The sequence below is a fragment of the Pseudarthrobacter sp. RHLT1-30-1 genome (assembly GCF_059383415.1).
Map to the genome: position 1 here is coordinate 1 of NZ_JBWZCG010000034.1, position 21,466 is coordinate 21,466.

Annotated in this window: 20 protein-coding genes and 1 pseudogene; 15 read left to right on the forward strand and 6 right to left on the reverse strand. The window is 67.0% G+C overall.

Translation table 11 applies throughout. The annotated features are described in order from the left end of the window. The 4 genes and pseudogenes from AC50YM_RS18295 to holA all read left to right on the forward strand — a co-directional run. Positions 1-547: pseudogene (locus AC50YM_RS18295) on the forward strand (hypothetical protein); the annotation flags it as partial. 301 nt (positions 548-848) lie between these two features. Continuing rightward, positions 849-1,604, forward strand: a complete 756-nt coding sequence (locus tag AC50YM_RS18300; RefSeq protein ID WP_494958374.1) for a ComEA family DNA-binding protein — start codon at positions 849-851, stop codon at positions 1,602-1,604. 216 nt (positions 1,605-1,820) lie between these two features. Continuing rightward, entirely contained in the window at positions 1,821-3,593 is a 1,773-nt protein-coding gene (locus AC50YM_RS18305) for a ComEC/Rec2 family competence protein (protein ID WP_494958375.1), read from the forward strand. Further along, a complete protein-coding gene (gene holA, locus AC50YM_RS18310; RefSeq protein WP_494958376.1) occupies positions 3,527-4,540 on the forward strand; it encodes a DNA polymerase III subunit delta in 1,014 nt (337 codons plus the stop codon). Before AC50YM_RS18305 ends, holA begins: the two co-directional genes overlap by 67 nt. A gap of 149 nt (positions 4,541-4,689) precedes the next feature. Here holA and rpsT read toward each other — a convergent pair whose 3' ends face one another. Further along, positions 4,690-4,950 (reverse strand): 30S ribosomal protein S20, encoded by a 261-nt coding sequence (rpsT, locus tag AC50YM_RS18315; protein WP_310049613.1) that lies wholly within the window; start codon positions 4,948-4,950, stop codon positions 4,690-4,692. A gap of 212 nt (positions 4,951-5,162) precedes the next feature. Further along, positions 5,163-6,008, reverse strand: coding sequence for an SDR family NAD(P)-dependent oxidoreductase (locus AC50YM_RS18320; protein ID WP_494958377.1), 846 nt, complete (start codon positions 6,006-6,008; stop codon positions 5,163-5,165). A gap of 149 nt (positions 6,009-6,157) precedes the next feature. Here AC50YM_RS18320 and AC50YM_RS18325 point away from each other — a divergent pair, with 149 nt between their 5' ends. Beyond that, positions 6,158-7,069, forward strand: a complete 912-nt coding sequence (locus AC50YM_RS18325) for a helix-turn-helix transcriptional regulator (protein WP_494958378.1) — start codon at positions 6,158-6,160, stop codon at positions 7,067-7,069. 59 nt (positions 7,070-7,128) lie between these two features. Beyond that, positions 7,129-7,260 (forward strand): hypothetical protein, encoded by a 132-nt coding sequence (locus AC50YM_RS18330; RefSeq protein WP_494958379.1) that lies wholly within the window; start codon positions 7,129-7,131, stop codon positions 7,258-7,260. Positions 7,261-7,424: 164 nt separating this feature from the next. On the opposite strand, the gene AC50YM_RS18335 is transcribed toward AC50YM_RS18330, so the two are convergent. Then, complete coding sequence (locus tag AC50YM_RS18335; protein WP_494958380.1) at positions 7,425-8,018, reverse strand: type II toxin-antitoxin system PemK/MazF family toxin; 594 nt, start codon at positions 8,016-8,018, stop codon at positions 7,425-7,427. A 271-nt stretch (positions 8,019-8,289) separates the two neighbouring features. On the opposite strand from AC50YM_RS18335, the gene lepA reads away from it, so the two are divergent. Next, a complete protein-coding gene (gene lepA / locus AC50YM_RS18340; protein ID WP_494958381.1) occupies positions 8,290-10,143 on the forward strand; it encodes a translation elongation factor 4 in 1,854 nt (617 codons plus the stop codon). 63 nt (positions 10,144-10,206) lie between these two features. Further along, positions 10,207-11,445 (forward strand): radical SAM family heme chaperone HemW, encoded by a 1,239-nt coding sequence (hemW, locus tag AC50YM_RS18345; protein WP_494958382.1) that lies wholly within the window; start codon positions 10,207-10,209, stop codon positions 11,443-11,445. Between the two features lie 86 nt (positions 11,446-11,531). On the opposite strand, the gene AC50YM_RS18350 is transcribed toward hemW, so the two are convergent. Together AC50YM_RS18350 and AC50YM_RS18355 are read right to left on the reverse strand one after the other, a co-directional pair. Continuing rightward, positions 11,532-11,951 (reverse strand): DUF4870 domain-containing protein, encoded by a 420-nt coding sequence (locus tag AC50YM_RS18350; protein WP_494958383.1) that lies wholly within the window; start codon positions 11,949-11,951, stop codon positions 11,532-11,534. A gap of 163 nt (positions 11,952-12,114) precedes the next feature. Continuing rightward, positions 12,115-12,963 carry a DUF3097 domain-containing protein gene (locus tag AC50YM_RS18355; RefSeq protein WP_494958384.1) on the reverse strand — a complete coding sequence of 283 codons (849 nt, stop codon included), beginning with the start codon at positions 12,961-12,963 and terminating at the stop codon, positions 12,115-12,117. Positions 12,964-13,176: 213 nt separating this feature from the next. On the opposite strand from AC50YM_RS18355, the gene hrcA reads away from it, so the two are divergent. The 3 genes from hrcA to AC50YM_RS18370 all read left to right on the forward strand — a co-directional run bounded on the left by hrcA (position 13,177) and on the right by AC50YM_RS18370 (position 16,196). Then, on the forward strand, positions 13,177-14,190 hold the full coding sequence (hrcA, locus tag AC50YM_RS18360) for a heat-inducible transcriptional repressor HrcA (RefSeq protein ID WP_494958385.1): 1,014 nt from the start codon (positions 13,177-13,179) through the stop codon (positions 14,188-14,190). A gap of 96 nt (positions 14,191-14,286) precedes the next feature. Next, positions 14,287-15,414 carry a molecular chaperone DnaJ gene (gene dnaJ, locus AC50YM_RS18365; RefSeq protein WP_494958386.1) on the forward strand — a complete coding sequence of 376 codons (1,128 nt, stop codon included), beginning with the start codon at positions 14,287-14,289 and terminating at the stop codon, positions 15,412-15,414. Between the two features lie 2 nt (positions 15,415-15,416). Next, positions 15,417-16,196, forward strand: coding sequence for a 16S rRNA (uracil(1498)-N(3))-methyltransferase (locus tag AC50YM_RS18370; protein ID WP_494958387.1), 780 nt, complete (start codon positions 15,417-15,419; stop codon positions 16,194-16,196). A gap of 63 nt (positions 16,197-16,259) precedes the next feature. On the opposite strand, the gene AC50YM_RS18375 is transcribed toward AC50YM_RS18370, so the two are convergent. Continuing rightward, on the reverse strand, positions 16,260-17,132 hold the full coding sequence (locus tag AC50YM_RS18375; RefSeq protein WP_494958402.1) for a GerMN domain-containing protein: 873 nt from the start codon (positions 17,130-17,132) through the stop codon (positions 16,260-16,262). Positions 17,133-17,566: 434 nt separating this feature from the next. On the opposite strand from AC50YM_RS18375, the gene AC50YM_RS18380 reads away from it, so the two are divergent. The 4 genes from AC50YM_RS18380 to era are packed head-to-tail and all read left to right on the forward strand — an operon-like array spanning position 17,567 to position 21,396. Continuing rightward, a complete protein-coding gene (locus tag AC50YM_RS18380; protein ID WP_494958388.1) occupies positions 17,567-18,655 on the forward strand; it encodes a PhoH family protein in 1,089 nt (362 codons plus the stop codon). Beyond that, positions 18,652-19,125, forward strand: coding sequence for an rRNA maturation RNase YbeY (gene ybeY / locus AC50YM_RS18385; protein WP_494958389.1), 474 nt, complete (start codon positions 18,652-18,654; stop codon positions 19,123-19,125). Before AC50YM_RS18380 ends, ybeY begins: the two co-directional genes overlap by 4 nt. Beyond that, a complete protein-coding gene (locus AC50YM_RS18390; protein ID WP_494958390.1) occupies positions 19,122-20,453 on the forward strand; it encodes a hemolysin family protein in 1,332 nt (443 codons plus the stop codon). Before ybeY ends, AC50YM_RS18390 begins: the two co-directional genes overlap by 4 nt. Continuing rightward, positions 20,437-21,396, forward strand: coding sequence for a GTPase Era (gene era / locus AC50YM_RS18395; protein WP_494958391.1), 960 nt, complete (start codon positions 20,437-20,439; stop codon positions 21,394-21,396). The genes AC50YM_RS18390 and era overlap by 17 nt, the downstream gene beginning before the upstream one ends. Positions 21,397-21,466 lie beyond the last annotated feature (70 nt).

Genomic DNA, 21,466 nt, shown 5'->3' on the forward strand with positions numbered 1-21,466 from the left:
ACACAGCTCCGCCTGGACACCGGCCGGGGCCAGCAAAGACGCCCCGCCCGGCTGGACCTCCCCGACCGGAAGGCACTACGCGTCAGAACAACAGGACTGGGAACCACCCCAGTGGCCACCAGGAATCCTCGCCACCTACGCCGACCCGAACGCAGACGTGGACATCGATGCAGCCGGGGAAATGTACCCGGACCCGGACAGAGAAAAAGACAGGGACAGAAACAGAGACCTCGACATAGGCGCAGCCATGCCCCCGGACCGAGACACTGACCCGGACATTTACCTGGACTCCGCCCTGCCGCCGGCTCCTGACATGGACCCGGACATTGACCTGGGGCGCGGCCTTCCCCCGGATCCAGAACAGGAACAGGAACTGGCCCCGGATCCATTCCCGGAACGGGACCAGGAACTGCCCGCGGACCCCTACCCGGGCTGGCACCCCTTCACGGCCTGGGAACCATTCCTGGACGCCCGCGCTGACGACGCGGATTGGCTGGGTCTCCTGGACGGATCGGCACTGGAATACTTCCTGGTCAAATCTCTCTGACCGACGGGAGTGAACCGTAAGCGCTGCGGATACTGAGGCAGTCGATCAATGGGCCGGTGCCTGTCAAAATGAGCCGAGTCAGCCTCCGGCTATTCCTCGAGTATCCACATAGGCACAGAGGGCCCTGAGCGGCGACCCCGAAGGTTCGTACGATGGTCGCATGCCGCGCCACGATCCTGACTACCTACCCAGTGACGAACCGGACCCGGCTGGCCGCAGGTTGTCGTTCGCCGTCCGTGCGCGCGACGGGGCCGGTCTGCTCGGGGAACCGCCGCTGGTTTCCAGAGCCGAGGAACAGCACATGGCGGACGATCCTCCGGGCCGCCGCGGACCCCGCATCCGGTGGCGCACCGGCCGGCAGGCTGCCACGCTGTTGTGCCTGGCGTCCATGGCGCTCCTGGGCTGGTTCTGGTGGCAGGCTGCGAAGGTGACAGCGGCAGTCAGCCCAATCAGCGCCGTGAACAGTACGGAAAACGGCGAAGGAGCCGTCCCTGAACCCGAGACCGGGTCAACGGCCGGCGCGTCCGGCGCGTCCGGCGCGGACAGCGCTGCCGGTGGATCCGGACGCGGCGCCCCCGGAACAATCATCGTGCATGTGGCCGGCGCGGTCCTCCGTGCCGGAATTGTAGAGTTGCCGGAGGGCAGCCGCCTGCACGAGGCCATCGCGGCGGCCGGAGGGAGCGCCACGGACGCGGACCCCGACCAGCTTAATCTCGCCGCTGTCCTCGAGGACGGGCAGAAGGTGCTGGTGCCGCGGCAGGGGGAAACCGCCCCGGCCGGAAATGCAGCGACCGGTGCTCCGGCAGCCGGTGGCACGAGCGCCCGGGGAAGCCCGACTGGCGGTGGTGTGTCCGCTCCGTTTGCGGGAAAGGTCAACCTGAATACGGCCGAAGCGGACGAACTAGCGACCCTGCCACGCGTGGGGCCGGTCCTTGCCCAGCGGATCGTGGACTGGCGAACGCAGCACGGCCACTTCCAGCGGGTCGAAGAGTTGGACGCCGTGGAAGGGGTCGGCCCCAAGCTGCTCGCTGCCCTGTTGCCCCTGGTCAGGGTGTGAGGGCGGAACATGGAACGGCGGAGCCGCTGGCAGCGGTACGTTGATGCTGCGGCGGGCCGGACGCCCGGACCGTCCACATCAGCCCGCCGCATTCCGGGCGTTGGGCCGGCCAGCGGGCAGCAGTCGCGTTGGAATCGGCTCCACCCCCGGCTTCTGTCCTTTGTCCTGCCGGGGCGTGGAGCCCCGGCAGCGGAGGATCTGCTGCGCAGGACTGATGTGCGTCTGGTCCCCTCGGCGGCTTTGGTTTGGGCTGCAGCCGTAGCGGGGCAGTACCTGCAGCCCGTTGGCCTGGCAGTACTCTGCCTCATTCTCGTGGCAGCGGCCGGGCTGCTCCTGCTCGGGGCCTCACCAAGCGCCCGGGCGGAGGTGTCGGACAGGCGGCGCCGGCGCAGCTTCCAGGCGACGCTGGCCGTGGCACTGCTCCTCGCCGCTGCAGGGGGCGCCCACTCCGCCGTCGAATCGTCCCGACGGCATCAGGGTGCGGTAGCGGCAGCGGCCGCGCTGCAAGCAGCCGTCGTGGTGGAAGTGGAGGTAACGGGGAGGCCCCGGCCGCTTAAGAAGCCGGGGAATTCCGGTCTGGCAGACCGTTGGGCGGTGCCGGCGACCCTAATCGAAATGATCGCAGACTCCCGCCGGGTGCGCACCCAGGCCAAGCTGTTGGTCCTGGGTGGTGCCGAGTGGGAACACGCCATCCCAGGACAACGGGTCCGCACGACCGGCAAACTCACGCTTCCCGCGCCGGGCCAGGCAGAGGCTGCTCTGCTCTCGTCCAGTTCCGGCCCGAGCACCATCGGAGAGCCCGGGCCCTGGCAGCGCGGTCCGGGTGACCTCCGGGGCCGGTTCGCCGCTGCCGCCGGACACTTCAAGGGTGATGCCCGGGGCCTTCTGCCGGGAATGGTCACCGGAGACACCAGCTTCCTGGACGCCGAACTGGACGCAGCCATGAAATCCGTCGGGATGACCCATCTCACCGCCGTCAGCGGCGCCAATTGCAGCCTTGTCCTCGGCGCGCTGCTGCTGGCCGCACGCAGCCTGCGTTGCAGCAGGGAGTTCGCAGCAGTCCTCGGCGTCGTCGGACTCGGACTCTTCGTGCTGATGGTGGGGCCGGACGCCAGCGTCCTGCGCGCCGCCGTGATGGGTGCCATCGGGCTCGTCGCCGTGGCCGGCGGCCGGCCCGGACGAGGCCTAAGCTTCTTGTGCCTTGCCGTGATCGGGCTGCTGCTGGCCCAGCCGGAGCTGTCCACCAGCTTCGGATTCCTGCTCTCCGTGCTGGCGACCCTCGGCATCGTCGTGACAGGGAGGCCGATCATGGGGTGGTTCCCGCCGGGGGTGCCGCGCTGGGCGGCTGCGGGAGTGGCCGTTCCTTTGTCCGCTCAAACGTTCTGCGGTCCGGTGGTCGTACTTCTCCAGCCGCAGTTCTCGAGCTATGCCCTGCCGGCTAACATGGCCGCGGCGGTTCTCGTCGCCCCGGTCACGCTGCTGGGGACCGCGGCCGTGCCTCTCGTGCCGCTGTTCCCGGTACTCGCCGTGGCTCCGCTGGGCATCGCGGCCGCGTTCGCCACCGGGGTGGGAGGAGTCGCCCGATTCTTCGCCGGCCTCCCCGGCGCGGTCCTCCCGTGGCCGGAAGGTGCTTTCGGCGCCGCCACCATGGCACTCTTTTCCGCAGCCGGCCTCGCAGCCTGGTGGCTGGTCTTCCACCCCGCCCGGGCAGTAGGGCTGGCCATGGCCGCACATGGGCGGACCGTTGCCATACTCGGCCGGATGCCACAGTTCCCAGATGGCATGCGGGCGCGTGGAGGTCGCGTGCCACAGTTCACCGATGGGATGCGGGCCCGGCCCGTAGGTCGCCGGCCCGGCTTGGTACACCGCTCCGGGCGTGGCAGGCTTAGAGTCTGCAAACAAACTTCCGGGAGGAAACCTCAGTGGCTGCTGCCCAGACCCCACGCGCCCGGCCCGCGGCATCGAAGTCCGCCACCTGGCGCGATGTGACACCGGCCGCCGTCGTGCTGGTGGGCGGCCCGGAGGACTATCTGGGGTCCCGGGCCATGGACCGACTTCGGGTGCAGGTCCGCGACGCGGCCCCCGACGTCGAAGTCATCAGGCTCAATGCCGCCAGCTATGAGCCGGGGTCCCTCGTCATGCACGTCAGCCCGTCGCTTTTCGGTGAGCAGAAGCTCATCGAGGTGGAAGGCGTGGAGGGCATGAACGACGCTTTCCTGGCAGACGCGCTTAAATACCTCGCCCGTCCCGAACCGGATGCTGTGCTGGTCCTCCGACATGGCGGCGGGGTGCGCGGCAAGAAACTCCTCGACGCCATCAAGGCCGGCGGCTGGCCGGTGGTGGACTGCCAGCCACTGAAGAAGGATGCCGACAAGGTCGCCTTTGTTACGTCGGAGTTCAGGGCAGCGTCCCGGCGAATCGAACCCGATGCCGTGCACGCCCTGGTCAACGCGGTCGGCGCGCATCTGGCTGAATTGGCGGCCGCCTGCAGCCAATTGATCGCCGATGCTGCTACCGGAGTGGACGCCGCCATGGTGGACCGTTACTACGGCGGCAGGGTGGAGGCCACAGCTTTCAAAGTTGCCGACGCCGCGATGGCCGGGAACGCCCCGTTGGCGCTCTCCACCCTCCGTCATGCCCTCGCAACGGGGGCTGACCCGGTTCCGCTGGTGGCTGCGCTGGCCTCGAAGCTCCGCAGCCTCGCAAAGGTCGCCGGCGCCCAAGGGTCCTCGGCGCAGATAGCCAAGCAGTTGGGCATGCAGCCCTGGCTGGTCGAGCAGGCGCAGCGGGAGGTCCGGAGGTGGACTCCCGAGGGCCTTGTTCGCTCCATCCAGGTGACTGCCGAGGCTGATGCCCAGGTCAAGGGGCTCTCCCGGGACCCGGTTTATGCCGTGGAGCATGCCGTGACGGTGATTGCGACGTCTGTGCGCCGCTGATGTCGGGCTTGGAGCCTGCGCTCCGTCGAGGGGCGCCGTCGTCGCCCTGAATTGCTGCCCAAAAAATCGTTCTGGGTTGCTGCTTAACTGGAAGTGGCCGGCACCCGAAGTTGCCGGCCACAATCATCAGTTCAGTTGAACTGGAATCCTTACAGCGCGTTGACCTTCTTGGAGATGGCCGACTTGCGGTTTGCAGCGTTGTTCTTGTGGAGAACGCCCTTGCTGACAGCCTTGTCCAGCTTGCGGCTGGCGGAAAGCATTGCGGCAGCCGCAGCATCCTTGTCGGTGGACTCAACGGCGGTGTTGACGGCGCGGATGGCCGTCTTCAGCTCCGACTTGACTGCGTTGTTGCGCAGGCGAGCCTTCTCGTTGGTGAGGATGCGCTTCTTCTGGGACTTGATATTAGCCACGTGTGAACTCTCTTTTTCAATGCGGAAAATGGTCTAGAGGGCTTTCAGATTGGCCATTGACTGAGCGGCGTGGGGATACCTATGGCGACCAACCATCTGTGGCCGTCGACCTGCACGGACACACAGCTGTCAATAATAGCAGAAACGGCGGCAGGGACCGTCACCTGCCGCCCCGACCCCCGGAGGCCTGATAGGCGAGGAGGCTGCGCGGGTTAGGCGTCGTCGTGCTGGAGTGAGGAGGACAGTTCGCGGTGTGCGTTGACCTGCTCGAGAAGGGTCGCAATTTTCTGCTCGACCCCTGCGATGACGTCAGCGCCGGCCAGCCAGCGCAGCGGGGGCTGCTCGAGCTCGGCGACGGCGACCAGGGTTGCAGCAAGTTTCGCCGGGTCTCCGCCCTGTTTGCCGTTCATTGACTTCCAGACAGCGATTGTCTCGGTGGTGCGCTGGGCGTAGTCCTCGATGGAGAGTTCCGGCCAGATCGAGGAGGCCCCCTCGACGAGAAGTTCAGTACGGAAAAATCCGGGCTCCACAATGGTGGTCTTGATGCCGTACGGCTCAAGGTCGAACCGCAGGGATTCCATCCACCCTTCGAGAGCGAACTTCGAGGCGGCGTAGGCCACGCAGAACTCCTGGCCGATGATTCCGGCTGCGGAGGACATCGTAATGACGTGACCGGAGCCCTGTGACCGCATGACGGGCAGGACGGCGCGAGTGACGTTCAGCGGGCCAAAGAAATTCGTCTCCATTTGCGCGCGGAACTGCTTGTCGCTGATTTCCTCGAAGTAGCCGGCGTAGAAGTTGCCGGCGTTGTTCACCAGCACATCGATGGACCCGAACCGCTCCACCGCGGCCTCGGCGGCCGCCTGCGCGGCGTCGGAGTCGGTGATGTCCAGGGACACGGCCAGCAGGTTCTCCTGCTCGCCCAAGGCTGCGGTGACATTGGCCGCGTCCCGGGCGGTGGCGACCACCCGCTTCCCGGCCCGGAGAGCGGCCCTGGCGATGTCGACGCCCATGCCGCGGGCTGCCCCGGTAATGAACCAGACGTTGTTCTCGCTCATGGTGTTTTTCCTTTGACGAAGTGGTGTGGCAGGGTCCCCTGCCGGTGTCCCTCAATTCAAAAGCACTCCGGAAACTGGAAACAGGCTCCGTCTATAGGGTTAATACCCATGGCCCCCTCGCCGCGGCCCGGTGGCGTAGCGTCGAGACCATGAACAACCAAGATCTCATCCGGGACTTCCTGGCAACCCGACGGGCCAGAATCACGCCCCAGCAGGCAGGGCTGCCGGACTTCGGCGGTCGACGCCGGGTCCCGGGTCTGCGGCGTGAGGAAGTCGCGTTGCCGGCCGGGATGAGCACCGAGTACTACGTCCGTCTGGAACGAGGCAACGCCAAGGGCGTCTCCGATGCCGTGCTGTCAGGTATCTGCCGGGCCCTGCAACTCGATGAAGCCGAACGAACCCACCTGCATGACCTCGTCAGGGCCGCCAACGCCGGTCCGCGTTCGCCCCGCAAGCGCCTCCCGGCGAATACCCAACGGGTCCGCCCGGGCGTCCAGCAACTTCTGGACGCCATGACGGGCATCCCGGCGATAGTGCAGAACGGCCGCCTGGACATCATTGCGTCAAACGTCCTGGGCAGGGCCCTGTTCAGCGAGATCTTCGACCAGGAAGGTCAACCCAGCAACTTCGCCCGGTTCCTTTTCCTTGCCCCACGCGCCCGGGAGATCTACCAGGACTGGGAGGATGCCGCGCGGCAAATAGTAGCGATGCTGCGAATCGAAGCCGGACGGGTTCCCTACGACCGCGTGCTCAGCGACCTCATCGGTGAGCTTTCGACCAGAAGCGACGACTTCCGGATTCTCTGGGGTGCACACGATGTCCGCCTCCACAGCACCGGAACAAACGCATCCACCACCCCATCGTTGGAAACCTCGAACTCGACTTCGAGGCGATGCCCCTCTCAGTCGAGGGTGGGCTCATTTTCCTGGCCTACACCGCCAAAGCCGGCACCGTCTCCCACGACAGCCTCCAACTCCTCGCCACCTGGGCGGCCACGCACCAACCGGCCCACCCCCAGACGCCGGCGACGTCGGAGCAACGCGGCGGCAATTAGCGTTTGACCGCATCAAAGCTGCTCCCGCTAGGGAGAGGGACAAGGACACGGTGAAGACGCGGCACCATGTGCCGTGTCACCGCCCTGCGGGCGGACACAAGAACCAACCCCGCAGGGGCCTGGCACAAGCACGCCGTCGGGCAGACCCTGCACGTCAAGGAAGGCGTCGGCTACGTGCAGTACCAGGGGAAGATTTGATCGAATTGCACTCACCACCGGCTTCCACAACGCCGCGTCGCGCCGCCCCGGCCGGCCGGAGGGCAAAGTCATCGGCTCCGTGCCGTTGGCCTGAGGTGTCCGCGGCCGCAGCAACGGCGGGCTCCGCTCCGGAACCCGCACCTCGGCGTGACGTTTGTCGGCGCTCAGCGCCAGCCTTGGCGGGACTGCAGGGCGGCGGCGATGAGACGGAACCTCCCGGCGTCAAGAATGGCGCCCTCGCGCCGCACGTCCTTCGGGTTGATTTGCAGGATGCGGTCCAGTTTCGCTTCGCTGGGTCGGCCTTGCCGGTCCCAGGGGCCGGTGCCGATGTCCACGTAGTCCTCGGCCCGGCGCGCGTCGCCGTCGTGGTCCTTGCTGGTCAGCATGAGTCCGAGCAGATAGCGGCTGCTGGTGCCCACCAGCAGCACCGGGCGGTCCTTGCCCTGAGAATGATCTTCTTCATACGGCACCCAGGTCCAGACAACCTCGCCCGGCTCGGGACGGCCGTTAGGGGAGGGGGCATAGCTGACCTTCGCCGTTCCGTGGAAGTCGCCGGGGTAGCTGCCGGTCAGGCCGGCGGTGGCCTGACCGGTACCCGGGCGCCCGCCGGACGTGCCCGTACGCCCGGGCTGCTTTGTCCCGGACGGCTTTGTCCCGGATCTGGTGCCGGAACTGCCGGGCGCGGAGCCGGAACGACCCTCCAGGAAACGCAAAGTTGTGCGGACTGCATTGCTGATCGAGCGCAAGTTCCAAGCCATGAGGCAACCCTACCGGCAGCCCGTACAGCTGTCCCGAGGGCGGCAGGACCCGCGTCGGTCCCGGAGCCGGTTCCGGAGGCTTCGCGGCGCGGGGAGACCGAAAGGAGGATCTCCGGGGGAAACCATGGTCCGCTCCGGGATCCCGGGATGCAGTTCCACAGGCCCGGACGTGGGAGACTATAGGTTCAGATATACGGCACGTCGCCGCCGGGAACCCAGTCTCAGCGCCGACCGTGCACAGCCAACAGAATGCCAAGAGTAAGGACCCTGCGTGTCTCCCATGGCCCGCACCGCCCCGGTGCCCGCCGCAACAGATCCGGCCATCATCCGGAACTTTTGCATCATTGCGCACATTGACCACGGCAAATCCACACTGGCCGACCGGATGCTCCAGTACACCGGCGTCGTCCAGTCCCGTGACATGAAGGCCCAGTACCTGGACCGCATGGACATTGAGCGCGAACGCGGCATCACCATTAAGTCCCAGGCAGTCCGGATGCCCTGGGAGCTCGACGGCGTCAGCTATGCGCTGAACATGATCGACACTCCCGGACACGTTGACTTCACCTACGAGGTGTCCCGCTCGCTCGCGGCCTGCGAAGGCGCTGTGCTGCTTGTGGACGCGGCGCAGGGCATCGAGGCCCAGACGCTCGCCAACCTCTACCTGGCGATGGAAAATAACCTCACGATCATCCCGGTCCTGAACAAAATCGACCTCCCGGCAGCCCAGCCGGAGAAGTACGCCGCGGAACTCGCCAACCTGATCGGCGGAGACCCCGACGACGTGCTCCGTGTCTCCGGCAAGACCGGCATGGGCGTCGAGGTCCTGCTGGACAAGATCATCCGTGATCTTCCTGCCCCCGTGGGCGACCCCAACGCCCCGGCCCGGGCCATGATTTTCGACTCGGTCTATGACACCTACCGCGGCGTGGTCACCTACGTGCGTGTGGTCGACGGCATGCTGCACCCCCGCGAACGCATCCAGATGATGTCCACCCGCGCCACCCATGAACTCCTGGAAATCGGTGTCAGCTCCCCGGAGCCCACCCCCTCCAAGGGCCTCGGCGTCGGCGAGGTGGGCTACCTCATCACCGGTGTGAAGGACGTCCGGCTCTCCAAGGTCGGCGACACCGTCACCAACCTGGCCAAGCCCGCCACCCAGTCCCTGCCCGGCTACGCCGACGCCAAGCCGATGGTGTTCTCCGGCCTGTACCCGCTGGACGGCACGGACTACCCGGTGCTCCGCGATGCGCTGGAAAAACTGATGCTGAACGACGCCGCACTGGTGTACGAGCCGGAGACGTCCGCCGCGCTGGGCTTCGGCTTCCGCGTGGGTTTCCTGGGCCTGCTGCACCTGGAAATCACCCGGGAGCGGCTCGAACGCGAATACAACCTGGACCTGATCTCCACCGCCCCGAACGTGGAGTACGAGGTGACCCTGGAGGACAAGAAGGTCGTCCACGTCACCAACCCCAGCGAATACCCCACCGGCAAGATCGCCGAGGTCCGCGAGCCGATGGTTTCCGCCACCATCCTGGCGCCGAACGAATTTGTCGGCGCCATCATGGAGCTGTGCCAGAGCCGGCGCGGCGTCATGGGCGGCATGGACTATCTCTCCGAGGACCGGGTGGAAATCCGATACCGCCTGCCGCTGGCCGAGATCGTCTTCGACTTCTTCGACATCCTCAAATCCAAGACCCGCGGCTACGGCTCGCTGGACTGGAAGGCCGACGGCGAGCAGGTCGCCGATCTGGTCAAGGTCGACATCATGCTCCAGGGCGAGCAGGTGGATGCCTTCTCCGCCATCACCCACCGCGACAAGGCGTACGCCTACGGCGTGATGATGACAGGCAAGCTGCGCGAACTGATTCCGCGCCAGCAGTTCGAGGTGCCCATCCAGGCCGCCATTGGCTCCCGGATCATCGCCCGGGAAAGCATCCGCGCCATCCGTAAGGACGTGCTCGCCAAGTGCTACGGCGGTGACATCACCCGAAAGCGCAAACTCCTGGAAAAGCAGAAGGAGGGCAAGAAGCGCATGAAGATGGTGGGCCGCGTCGAGGTCCCGCAGGAAGCCTTCATCGCCGCCCTCACCACGGACGAGTCCAAGGACAAGGCCAAGAAGTAGCGGTGCTGGTGAAGGAAGTAGCGGTGCTGGTGAAGACTGTCCCGATGCAGGCCGGCAGGACCCGTGCCTAGCGCCCTGCCGCTGGGTGACCCGGCCCCGCCCGACGGTCTGCTGCCCGGCCAGGCACTCGACGGTGCCGCGGCCCGCGCCTTTGGGCTCTATGTGCACATCCCGTTCTGCGCTGTGCGCTGCGGCTACTGCGACTTCAACACCTACACCGCCACGGAGCTCGGCGGCGGGGCGTCCCAGGACGCGTACGCCGCCACGGCGGTCGCGGAAATCGACTTCGCGGCCGTTGCCCTGAAGAACAGCGGTGTGCCGGCACGACCGCTCAGCACGGTATTTTTTGGCGGCGGAACACCCACACTGCTTCCGGCCGACGACCTTGCCCGCATCCTCACCGCCGCCGTTGCAGCCTGGGGACTCGAGCCCGGCGCCGAGGTCACCACGGAAGCGAACCCGGACTCGGTCACCCCCGAATCCCTGCAGCTTCTGGCGGACGCGGGCTTCACCAGGGTGTCTTTTGGGATGCAGTCGGCGGTGCCGCACGTCCTGAAGGTCCTGGACCGGACGCACACCCCAAGCCGGGTGCCCGAGGCGGTCCGGTGGGCCAGGGAGGCGGGCCTCGCTGTCAGCCTCGACCTGATCTACGGGACGCCGGGGGAGTCACTGGCCGACTGGCGTTATTCGCTCGAGACGGCGCTGTCCTACGGCCCGGACCACATCAGCGCCTACGCACTGATTGTCGAGGAGGGCACCAAACTCGCCGCGCAGATCCGCCGGGGCGAGGTCCCGGGAATCGACGACGACGACCACGCCGCCAAGTACGAACTCGCCGACGAGCTTATCTCGGCGGCGGGTTTGTCCTGGTACGAGGTCAGCAACTGGGCCCGCACCCCCGGGCAGGCATGCCGCCACAACCTCGCATACTGGCGCGGCGACGACTGGTGGGGGATCGGCCCCGGTGCGCACTCGCACGTGGGAGGTGTGCGCTGGTGGAACGTCAAGCACCCCGTCGCCTACGCGAACCGGCTGGACGCCGGCCTCTCGCCGGCTGCCGGCCGGGAAACTCTCGATTCGGAAACCCGGAATGTCGAGCGCGTAATGCTGGAAGCCCGCCTGAACTCCGGGCTGGAGATCGCCAGTCTCGGCGGCCTGGGCGACACCGGGCGGCATGCTGTCGCGGGACTTATCGCGGACGGACTCGTGGATCCGGCCTCAGCCTTCCGGGGCAGGCTGGTCCTGACGCTCAAGGGCCGGCTGCTCGCCGACGCCGTGGTCCGCAGGATCCTGCCGGACTGAGCCGAAAAAGCCGGCCGCTGCCCCTGGGGGCAGCGGCCGGCTTTCCTATTTGGGACCGGGTTCTTAGGCGCCGCGGGGATGCCGCCCTACTTGATCCAGCGGAGGTTGAATTCGTAGCGGTGCGGCTGGCCGCGATTGACGTGGATGCCGGCCGCGACCGAGAAGCAGGTCACGGCGATCCAGATGACCGTGGCGAGGACCGCGAAAATGTTCCCCACAAACGGTACAAAGACCAGCAGGTTGCACAGCACGGCCGCAGCGGTGGGGGGCAGCGTGAAGTTCAGGGCCTCTTTGGACTCCTGCGCCGTGAACGGGCCCCGGTCCTTGAAGATCAGGTAGATCAACAACGCGGGCACACAGCCCAGGATGCCGCCGAAGTGGGCCAGTGTGGCCCATTGCCGGTCCTCGTTTGCCGTCAGCGGCAGGGCATTTGCCGGAACGCCATGGTACGGAGGCTGGCCATGGCCGGCCTGGTTGCCAGCGTGTTCGCGTGCGTCGTCTGCCACGGTGTCGTCCTTCAGATTGCGGGGGTGCATTGGTGCTTTGACTTGCAGGGCTGCGCCGGGAGCACAACCGCCCTACCAAGAATACGTGCTTGGGCACCAAAACGCCGATCGGCCCGCTGGCGGCGGCCCGTGCGGCGCGGGCTACAAGAGACGGGCGCGGCTACTACGGAACCGTGAGGAAATCGATGACCTCTTCGACCCGGCCCAGCAGGGAGGGCTCCAGATCCGCATAACTGCGCACCGCGCCGAGGAGCTTCTGCCAGCCCAGGCCGATATCCTCCTTGGTGCTGTGTGGCCAGCCGAAGGCCGTCAGGATGCCGGTCTTCCAGTCCACCCCGCGCGGAATAACCGGCCACTTCTCGATCCCCAGCACCGACGGCCTTATCGCCTGCCAGACATCCACATAAGGATGGCCCACAATCAGCACGTTCCCGGCCGCTCCGGGGGAGGCCATCACGGCGTCGGCGATCCGGGATTCCTTGGAATTCGGCACCAGATGGTCCACCAGAACGCCCAGCCGGCGTCCCGGGCCGGGCCGGAAGGCGGCAACGGCTCCGGCGAGGTCGTCAATGCCGTGCAACGGCTCGACGACGATGCCCTCCACCCTCAGATCGTCGCCCCAGACCCTCTCCACCAGTTCGGCGTCGTGCTTGCCCTCCACCCAGATCCGGCTGGCCTTCGCCACCTGGGCCCGCTGGCCCTGGACCCGGACCGAGCCGGAGGCCGTGCGGATTCCTGCCGCCGGCGCTGCGGCGCGCGGCGCCGGAGGCATCAGCCGGATCGGCTGGCCTTCCAGCAGGAAGCCGAAGCCGAGCCGAAACGACCGGGACTTGCCGCGCCGGTCCTCAAGGGCGACGACGTGCATCCCGCCGGACTTCTCCACCTGCGTCACCGCGCCGACCCAGCCGGACTGGACCTCTTCGAGCACCATTCCGCGCTCCACCGGCACTTCCGGCAGCTGCGTCTTGGCGGGCGCGGAGAGGTCCTGCGGACCCCAGTTCTGGTACGACATCGGTCACACAGTCCTTTGCACTCGGATGGCTGCGGGCGGGCTGTGCCCGAAAACACCAGCCCCGGAAAGAACGCCCGGAGCGAATCCAATGCTAACAACGCGGCGACTCATATTAGACTGGTTAGCACTTAGGCATGTCGAGTGCTAACCCGGCGGCCCGCAAAAGCCGGCTCACGGCGGCATCGGATCCGGACAGTCGATTGGAGGTGGGGCATGAGCGAACCGCGCAAACTTGAAGTGCTGCGCGCCATCGTGGAGGACTACGTCCATTCACGGGAACCTGTCGGCTCCAAGGCCCTGGTCGAGCGGCACCACCTGGGCGTGTCCAGCGCCACAATCCGCAATGACATGGCGGCCCTGGAAGATGACGGGCTGATCACCGCGCCGCATACCAGCGCCGGGCGGATTCCCACAGACAAGGGCTACCGGCTCTTCGTGGACCAGATTTCGGCCGTAAAGCCGCTCTCGCCGGCGGAACGCCGCGCCATCCAGGCCCTGCTTGAGGGCTCCGACGACCTCGACGACGTGCTGGACCGGACCGTGCGGCTGCTCTCGCAGCTGACACACCAGGTCGCCGTGGTGCAGTACCCGCACCTGAGCAGGGCCAAGGTGCGGCACATCGAATTCGTCCTGCTGGCGCCGCGCAAGGTGCTGGCAGTGTTGATCGCCGACACCGGCAAGGTCGAACAGCGGGTCATCGACGTCGGGCAGGACCTCTCCGAGGAGGCGCTGTCCGAGCTGCGGACGCGTTTCCTCGGAACCTTGTCCGGGACGTCCCTGAACCAGTTGCCGCAGTCACTGAATTCCGTGATTGTCACCTGCCCGCCCTCGCGGCGGGCCGACGCCCAGGCCTTGGCCCGCGGCCTGGAGGCACTGGCAGCCAGCAGCCGCGAGGAGCGGATGGTCATGGCCGGAACAGCCAACCTGGCCCGCTCCAACGTCGACTTCCCGCTCAGCATTGGCCCGGTCCTCGAGGCCCTTGAGGAACAAGTGGTCATGCTCCGCCTGCTCGGGGACATGGCCGCGGACCCGCGGGGTGTCACGGTCAGCATTGGCCGGGAGAACCCGTACGACGGGCTCGCCGAGGCCTCGGTGGTCGCGACCGGCTACGGCCCGGACGCGACCGCAAAGGTCGGGGTCCTTGGACCCACCCGGATGGACTACCCCACCACCATGGCCGCGGTCCGGGCCGTGGCCCGCTACCTGTCCAGGATTCTCGGCCCGTGACGGACCGCAACCCGTCCGGCACCCGCACGGGCGCGCCGGACCCCAACCAGACTTCTTGCCACTAACCGGCAGTACAACCAGGAAGAGATACAAACTTTGAGCAGCCATTACGACGTTCTTGGAGTCTCCCGCGAAGCCACGGGCGAAGAGATCAAGAAGGCCTACCGCAAACTGGCACGCAACCTCCACCCGGACGTTAATCCCGGGGACGACGCCTCGGACCGCTTCAAGGCCGTCACGCACGCCTACGAGGTTCTTTCCGATCCGCAGAAACGCCGGGTCTACGACACCACGGGCAACGAGAACGGCACTGACAACGGCTTCGGCGGCGGCAGTTACTCCGGGCAGGGCTTCGCGTTCCAGGACATTTTCGAGACGTTCTTCGGCGCCGGCGGCCAGACCGGACCGGCCTCCCGCGTCCGCCGCGGACAGGACGCCCTGATCAGCGTCCGGATCGACCTCCGCGACGCCGTTTTCGGCGTCAACAAAAAAATTGAAGTCGAAACGGCCGTCACCTGCCCCACCTGTGAGGGCTCCTGCTGCCGTGAAGGCAGCCACCCGGAACGTTGTGACATCTGCGGCGGCAGCGGCCAGGTCCAGCGCGCCGTGCGTTCCATCCTCGGCCAGGTCATGACGACTGCCCCCTGCGGTTCCTGCGCGGGCTTCGGCACCGTCATCAAAGACCCCTGCAACGAATGCGCCGGCCAGGGCCGGATCCGCAGCCGCCGCTCGCTGACGGTCAAGGTGCCCGCCGGTGTGGCCACCGGCACCCGCATTCAGCTCTCCGGCCAGGGCGAGGCAGGACCGGCCGGCGGACCCGCCGGCGACCTCTTCGTGGAAATCCGGGTCAACAACGACGCCACCTATGTCCGCGACGGCGATGACCTCCATGCCAGCCTCAACATCCCGATGACGGCTGCCGCATTGGGAACCGAACTCACCCTCGACACCTTCGACGGCCAGCAGGAGATCGACGTCAAGGCCGGCACCCAGTCCGGCGAGGTCATCACCCTCCGCGGGCTGGGCGTCACCCACTTGCGCGGCTACGGCCGTGGCGACCTTAAGGTCCACCTGCAGGTTGACACCCCCGCAAAGCTCGACGCCGCCCAGGAGGACCTGCTCCGCCAGCTCGCCAAGCTGCGTGGCGAACAGTTCACCGAAGGAAAGCTCGCCGGCACCGGCGGGGTCTTCTCGAAGCTGCGGGACCGGCTCGGTAACCTGTAGCGGTGAGCAACCCGGTTTTCTTCACCGCCCCCGGCACCCTGGACGGGCTCGTCCCCGGCGCCGTGTTTGTCCTTGACGGACCCGAGGCCCGCCACGCGGTCACGGTGAAGCGTCTTGCCGTGGGGGAGGCGGTGGATATCGCCGACGGCGCCGGGAAGCGGCTTAGCGGTAGTGTCGCCGCCGTCGAGCCCGGCGAGCTGACGGTGGAATGCTCCGCCCTCACCGACGAACCACGGCCCGGGGTCCGGCTCGTCCTGGTCCAGGCCCTCGCCAAAGGCGATCGCGACGAGCTCGCCGCCGAGACTGCCACCGAACTGGGGATCGACGCCGTCATCCCCTGGCAGGCCGAACGGTCAATTGTGCGCTGGAAGGCCGAACGTGCGGCCAGGGCGCACGCGAAGTGGCAGTCGGTCGTCACGGCGGCCGCCAAACAGGCCCGCCGGGCCTGGATCCCGGAGGTCCGTGCCGCCGTCGACGGCGCCGGGCTGCAGGCGGCAGTGGCTGCCGCCGATCTCGCCGTGATCCTGCACGAGGATGCCGTACGCCCGCTGCGTCAGGTCCTGGAAGCCTGGCAGGGTTCCCGCCCGGCCGGCGACGGAGCAGGGAACGGACGCGAGGTGCTGCTGATTGTGGGACCTGAGGGCGGCATCAGCCCGCGGGAAGTCACCAGGCTCTGCGACGCCGGAGCGGTAACGGCCCTGCTGGGGCACCATGTGCTGCGCTCCTCGACGGCCGGACCCGCGGCGACGGTCCTGGCGAGCGACATCCTGGGCCGCTGGTAGCCCGTAACATCCAGCCGGCACCGCGGAAGCTGCGCGGGTCTGGGGAGTGCGGCCAATGAGCCGCTAATTAACCGTGAATCCGCGGGTGTCGACGTTCAAATCCCTGGCCGGGTTGCCGTCCTCCAGCTGCGACACCCGGACCTCATAGCTGCCCGGTGCCAGGTTGACCGACAGGCTGAAGGCACCCGACTGTCCGGCCCCAGCCGAGGCCGTCGTTGTCCCGTTCAGGTACGAGGTCTTGACGCTGCCGTCGATCCGCAGGATTTCCCACCGGAGCGTGCCACCGGGAGCCGTGCTGCGGCCGGAGACCTTGACTGCGCCGTCCGCCAGGGAGCTCCCCTCCTGCGGGTCAATGATCCACACCGGGGCGACCATCCCGGCGCTGCGGGCGGTCGGGGAACCCAGCCGGACGTGGTTGAAGGCGACAAAGTCGGTATGCCCGTCCACCAGCACCACGACCTGGATCTGCTGGCCGGCATCGATCAGCCCGGCACTGGCAGCGGCCGCCGTCGCCGTGTAGACGAGCTGCTGTACCGCACGCTCGGCCATGGCGGGATCCACGTTGCTGTTGAACGCGTCCGCCGACAGGTCCACCGTGATGACATTCTTGCCGGAGATCGAGCTTGCCAGCTTCTTAGGGTTCTGCCACGGTGTGAAGAAGTCCGGATCGAGCGGTTTCTGGGACATCATGACCCGAAGCGCCCGGGTGACCGGGTTGTCCTGTTCCGGAACATCGCGGAACTCCCGGTAGAGGAACGTGCTCTCGTTGCTGCGCCCGATCCAGTACACCGGCGCCTTGTTGGATGCCTGCGTGGTTTCCAGCGGCGCGCTGGTGCTCGGCGCCTGGGCTGCTGTGACCTGCGATGCCGCACCGGAGTCCGTGATCCCGGGCTGCGGCGTAGCCACGCAGCCGGACAGGGCCAGGGCGGCGGGCAGCACCAACAGCAGCAGGCCAGGACGAAGCCGCCTGCCTGCTGTTGTCTGGTTAACGCCGCGCTGCCTGATCTCCGCCGTCCTTTCGGCTTGCTTTCTGCCGGCCCGATTCCCGGCCCGGCCGGCTGCAAGGCCCGCGCCGGAGGCCGGTTTCCAGCATGGCACACGGCTTTGTCGGCCAACCGCGGATTGGCCCGGCAGACGGGAACTGCAACGGGAACGATATGAGGACGATGCGAAGTTGATACCTAATAGCGGGAATCACGTCAGCCGCCGGGCCGAAACCCGGCCGCGGACGCGGCGTGCGGGGGCCCTCACTGGCGTAGGATAAGAGGACCGCGGACACCGGTACCAGATGGCGCGCACCGCCGTCTGGCCGGATCCGCGGACAGACCATTTCCGAACTGGAGGGGACCAGAGGCCCGCGGGCCAGCACTATGACTGAAGCAGCGAACGGCAAGGCCCGGATCAGCGCCGGAGAGCGCGCCACAGGTGAATTCCCCCACTCCCTACCGGGGCTGCGGACGGAGGTCGTCCTGTTTGACAGCTCCGACCAGATGGTCCAGTCCCTCGGCAGTCATGACGAAGCCCTCCGGTACATCGAAACCCAGTTCCCCGCCGTCGACTTTCACGTCCGCGGCAACGAGCTCGCCATCAGCGGTCCCGCCGCTGACGTGCCGCGGATCATGCGCCTGCTCAACGAGGTCCGCGGCCTCGTCGCCCGCGGCACCGTCATTACCCCCGCGGTCCTGCAGCAGCTCGCGTCGATGCTCCGGTCCCAGTCGCTGCAGAACCCCGTTGACGTGCTCACGCACAACATCCTCTCGAGCCGCGGCAAGACCATCCGGCCGAAGACCCTCAACCAGAAGAACTACGTGGACGCGATTGACGCCAACACCGTGATCTTCGGAATCGGCCCGGCCGGTACCGGCAAGACGTACCTGGCCATGGCCAAGGCCGTCCAGGCGCTGCAGCAAAAGGAAGTCACGCGGATTATCCTGACCCGTCCCGCCGTCGAAGCGGGGGAGCGGCTGGGGTTCCTGCCCGGCACGCTCAGTGACAAGATCGACCCGTACCTGCGGCCGCTCTACGACGCCCTGCACGAAATGATGGACCCTGAATCCATTCCGCGGCTGATCGCGGCGGGCACCATCGAGGTCGCTCCGCTTGCCTACATGCGCGGGCGTACGCTCAATGACGCCTTCATCATTCTGGATGAGGCCCAGAACACCACCCCGGAACAGATGAAGATGTTCCTCACCCGGCTGGGCTTCGGCTCGAAGATGGTGGTCACCGGCGACGTCACGCAGGTGGACCTGCCGTTCGGGACCCGGTCGGGCCTGCGGATCGTGGAAGACATCCTGCAGGGCATCGAGGACGTCAACTTCACCGTCCTGGATTCCTCCGACGTCGTCCGGCACCGCCTCGTGGGCGATATCGTCAATGCCTACAGCGTCTGGGACGAGATCCAGCGGAACCGGGTCAAGCACTCCGTTGCCCGCGACAAGCGGGAGGAACGCGCATGAGCATCGAGGTCAACAACGAATCCGGCATCACGGTGGACGAAGCCCAGCTGGTGCAGCTCTCCCGGTTCATCTTTGAACGGCTTTTCATCCACCCGCAGGCCGAACTGTCGATCCTGCTCGTGGATGAGCCGGCCATGGAGAAGCTGCACCTTGAACTGATGGACGAACCGGGCTCCACCGACGTGCTCTCGGTGCCCATGGACGAGCTGACGCCCGGCACGCCGGACAAACCCACACCCCAGGGCATGCTCGGTGACATCGCCATCTGCCCGCAGGTCGCAGAGGTCCAGGCGGTAAACGCCGGCCACTCGACCCAGGACGAGATGCTGCTGCTCACCACCCACGGCATTCTGCACCTGCTCGGTTTTGACCACGCCGAGCCGGAGGAGAAGGAGGAGATGTTCGGCCTCCAGCGCGAACTGCTTTCCGCCTTCACCGGCAAAGAGGCCCCGTCAGAGACGATTCAGTGACGCCACTGATCCTTGCCGGCATGGCGCTGGTGTTTATTGGTTTTGCAGCGTTCCTGACCGCGGCTGAATCTGCCTTCAACTACCTTTCCCGGCATGATGCCGAAGACGCGATCCTGCAGAGCCGCGGCACCGCGCTGAAGCGCATCATGGCGCAGCCCGTCGCGCATATGCGGGCGCTGCGGTTCTGGCGCATCTGGTTCGACATGGCCTCCGCTGTCGCCGTGACGGTGTTGCTGAACAGCCTGCTCGACAACGTCTGGCTCGCGGGGCTGATCGCGACCGGCGTCATGGCGGTGCTGGGCTTCGTGATTGTGGGGGTGTCCCCGCGGCAGATCGGCCGGGTGCACTCCGCCGGCCTGGTCCGCTTCAGCGCCCCGCCGATCCGCTGGCTGTGCTGGGTGCTCGGACCGATTCCCGGCTGGCTGGTCACCGTGGGCAGCGCCGTCGCCCCCGGTACCCCAGCGGATACCCAGGCCTTCTTCAGCGAAGAGGAATTCCGCGAGCTCGTGGACCGCGCCACGGAGTCCGACGTGATCGAGGACAATGAGGCCGAGCTCATCCAGTCGGTCTTCGATTTCGGCGATACCCTGGTCCGCTCGGTCATGGTGCCGCGCACCGACATCCTGAGCATCGACTCCGGCTCCACCCTGCACCGGGCCATGTCGCTGTTCCTGCGCTCGGGCTACTCCCGGATCCCCGTGATCGGCGAAAATACGGACCAGGTCCTCGGCATCGTCTACCTCAAGGACGTGGCAGCCGTCATCCACAACCTCGGTCCCGGTGAGGAGCCCCCGGTGGTGGACGAACTGGCCCGCGAGGTCCGCTACGTGCCGGACTCCAAGCCGGTGAGCGAACTGCTGCGCGAACTGCAGAAGGAATCGACCCATGTCGCGATCGTGATCGATGAATACGGCGGCACCGCCGGACTCGTCACGCTCGAGGACCTGATCGAGGAAATCGTCGGGGAGATCGTCGACGAGTACGACACCGAAAGTGCGGAGGCGGTGGAACTCGGCGATGGAAGCTACCGGGTCAGCGCACGGATGAGCATTGATGACCTGGGCGAACTCTTCGATCTGGAGCTCGACGACGACGAAGTGGACACCGTGGGCGGCCTGCTCGCCAAGTCCCTCGGGCGGGTGCCGATCGTTGGCAGCACCGCCGAGGTCCACGGGCTGTCCCTCCGCGCCGACCGGCTCGAGGGCCGGCGGAACCGCGTCAGCCACATCATTGCGTCCGCTGTACCAAAAGAAGACACTGACCTTGAAGACCTTCTCGACGAGGCCGCACCAATCCAACAGGGAGTCTCACGTGAGCAAGCAGAATAAGTCCGACGGCGAAGCGGCCAACGGCGGTTACCGGGCCGGTTTTGCCGTGCTGGTCGGGCGGCCCAACACGGGCAAGTCCACCCTCACCAACGCCCTGGTCGGCCAGAAGGTCGCGATCACCTCGGCCAAGCCGCAGACAACGCGGCACACCATCCGCGGCATCGTCCACCGGGAGGACGGGCAGCTCATCCTCGTTGACACCCCCGGCCTGCACCGCCCGCGCACCCTGCTGGGGAAGCGGCTGAACGAACTCGTCGCCGACACCCTCGCCGAGGTCGACGCGATCGGCTTCTGCCTGCCGGCCAACGAGAAGATCGGCCCGGGCGACAAGTTCATCGCCGCCCAGCTCGCCGCCATCGGCAACAAGCCGGTCATCGCGATCGTGACGAAGTCCGACACGGTGGACCGCCAGGGACTCACCGAGCAGCTGCTCGCCGTCGACGCCCTGGGCCGCGAGGTCCTCGGCGAGGGCGGCTGGAAGGACATTGTCCCGGTCTCCGCCGCCGACGGCTTCCAGGTCAAGACCCTTGCCGACGTGCTGATCGGACTGATGCCGCTCTCGCCGCCGCTGTATCCGGACGGGCACCTGACGGACGAACCGGAAGCCGTGATGATCGCCGAGCTCATCCGTGAGGCGGCCCTTGAAGGCGTCCGCGACGAACTGCCGCACTCCCTGGCCGTCGTCGTCGATGAGATCGTTCCGCGTGAGGGCCGGCCCGAAGACCGGCCGTTCCTCGACGTCCGGGTCAATCTGTACGTCGAACGCCCGTCGCAGAAGGCCATCATCATCGGCAAGGGCGGCGCCCGGCTCCGCGAAGTCGGCACCAACGCCCGGAAGGGGATCGAGGCGCTGCTTGGCGCCCGCATCTATCTGGACCTGCACGTGAAGGTCGCCAAGGACTGGCAGCGTGACCCCAAGCAGCTGGTGAAGCTCGGGTTCTAAGCGCCCGGCCCGGGCCGGTTGAGCCTGCCATTGGGGAATTCCCAGAATTTGACTCTAAAATGGGCGGACC

What these genes read in the sequence shown, in the direction of transcription:
- AC50YM_RS18355 (WP_494958384.1), bottom strand. Translation starts at nt 12,963, where the DNA reads ATGTCGTACCAGAACTGGGGTCCGCAGGACCTCTCCGCGCCCGCCAAG.
- AC50YM_RS18330 (WP_494958379.1), top strand. Translation starts at nt 7,129, where the DNA reads ATGTGCCGTGTCACCGCCCTGCGGGCGGACACAAGAACCAACCCCGCA.
- AC50YM_RS18325 (WP_494958378.1), top strand. Translation starts at nt 6,158, where the DNA reads ATGAACAACCAAGATCTCATCCGGGACTTCCTGGCAACCCGACGGGCC.
- AC50YM_RS18300 (WP_494958374.1), top strand. Translation starts at nt 849, where the DNA reads ATGGCGGACGATCCTCCGGGCCGCCGCGGACCCCGCATCCGGTGGCGC.
- ybeY (WP_494958389.1), top strand. Translation starts at nt 18,652, where the DNA reads ATGAGCATCGAGGTCAACAACGAATCCGGCATCACGGTGGACGAAGCC.
- AC50YM_RS18320 (WP_494958377.1), bottom strand. Translation starts at nt 6,008, where the DNA reads ATGAGCGAGAACAACGTCTGGTTCATTACCGGGGCAGCCCGCGGCATG.
- AC50YM_RS18380 (WP_494958388.1), top strand. Translation starts at nt 17,567, where the DNA reads ATGACTGAAGCAGCGAACGGCAAGGCCCGGATCAGCGCCGGAGAGCGC.
- hrcA (WP_494958385.1), top strand. Translation starts at nt 13,177, where the DNA reads ATGAGCGAACCGCGCAAACTTGAAGTGCTGCGCGCCATCGTGGAGGAC.
- AC50YM_RS18335 (WP_494958380.1), bottom strand. Translation starts at nt 8,018, where the DNA reads ATGGCTTGGAACTTGCGCTCGATCAGCAATGCAGTCCGCACAACTTTG.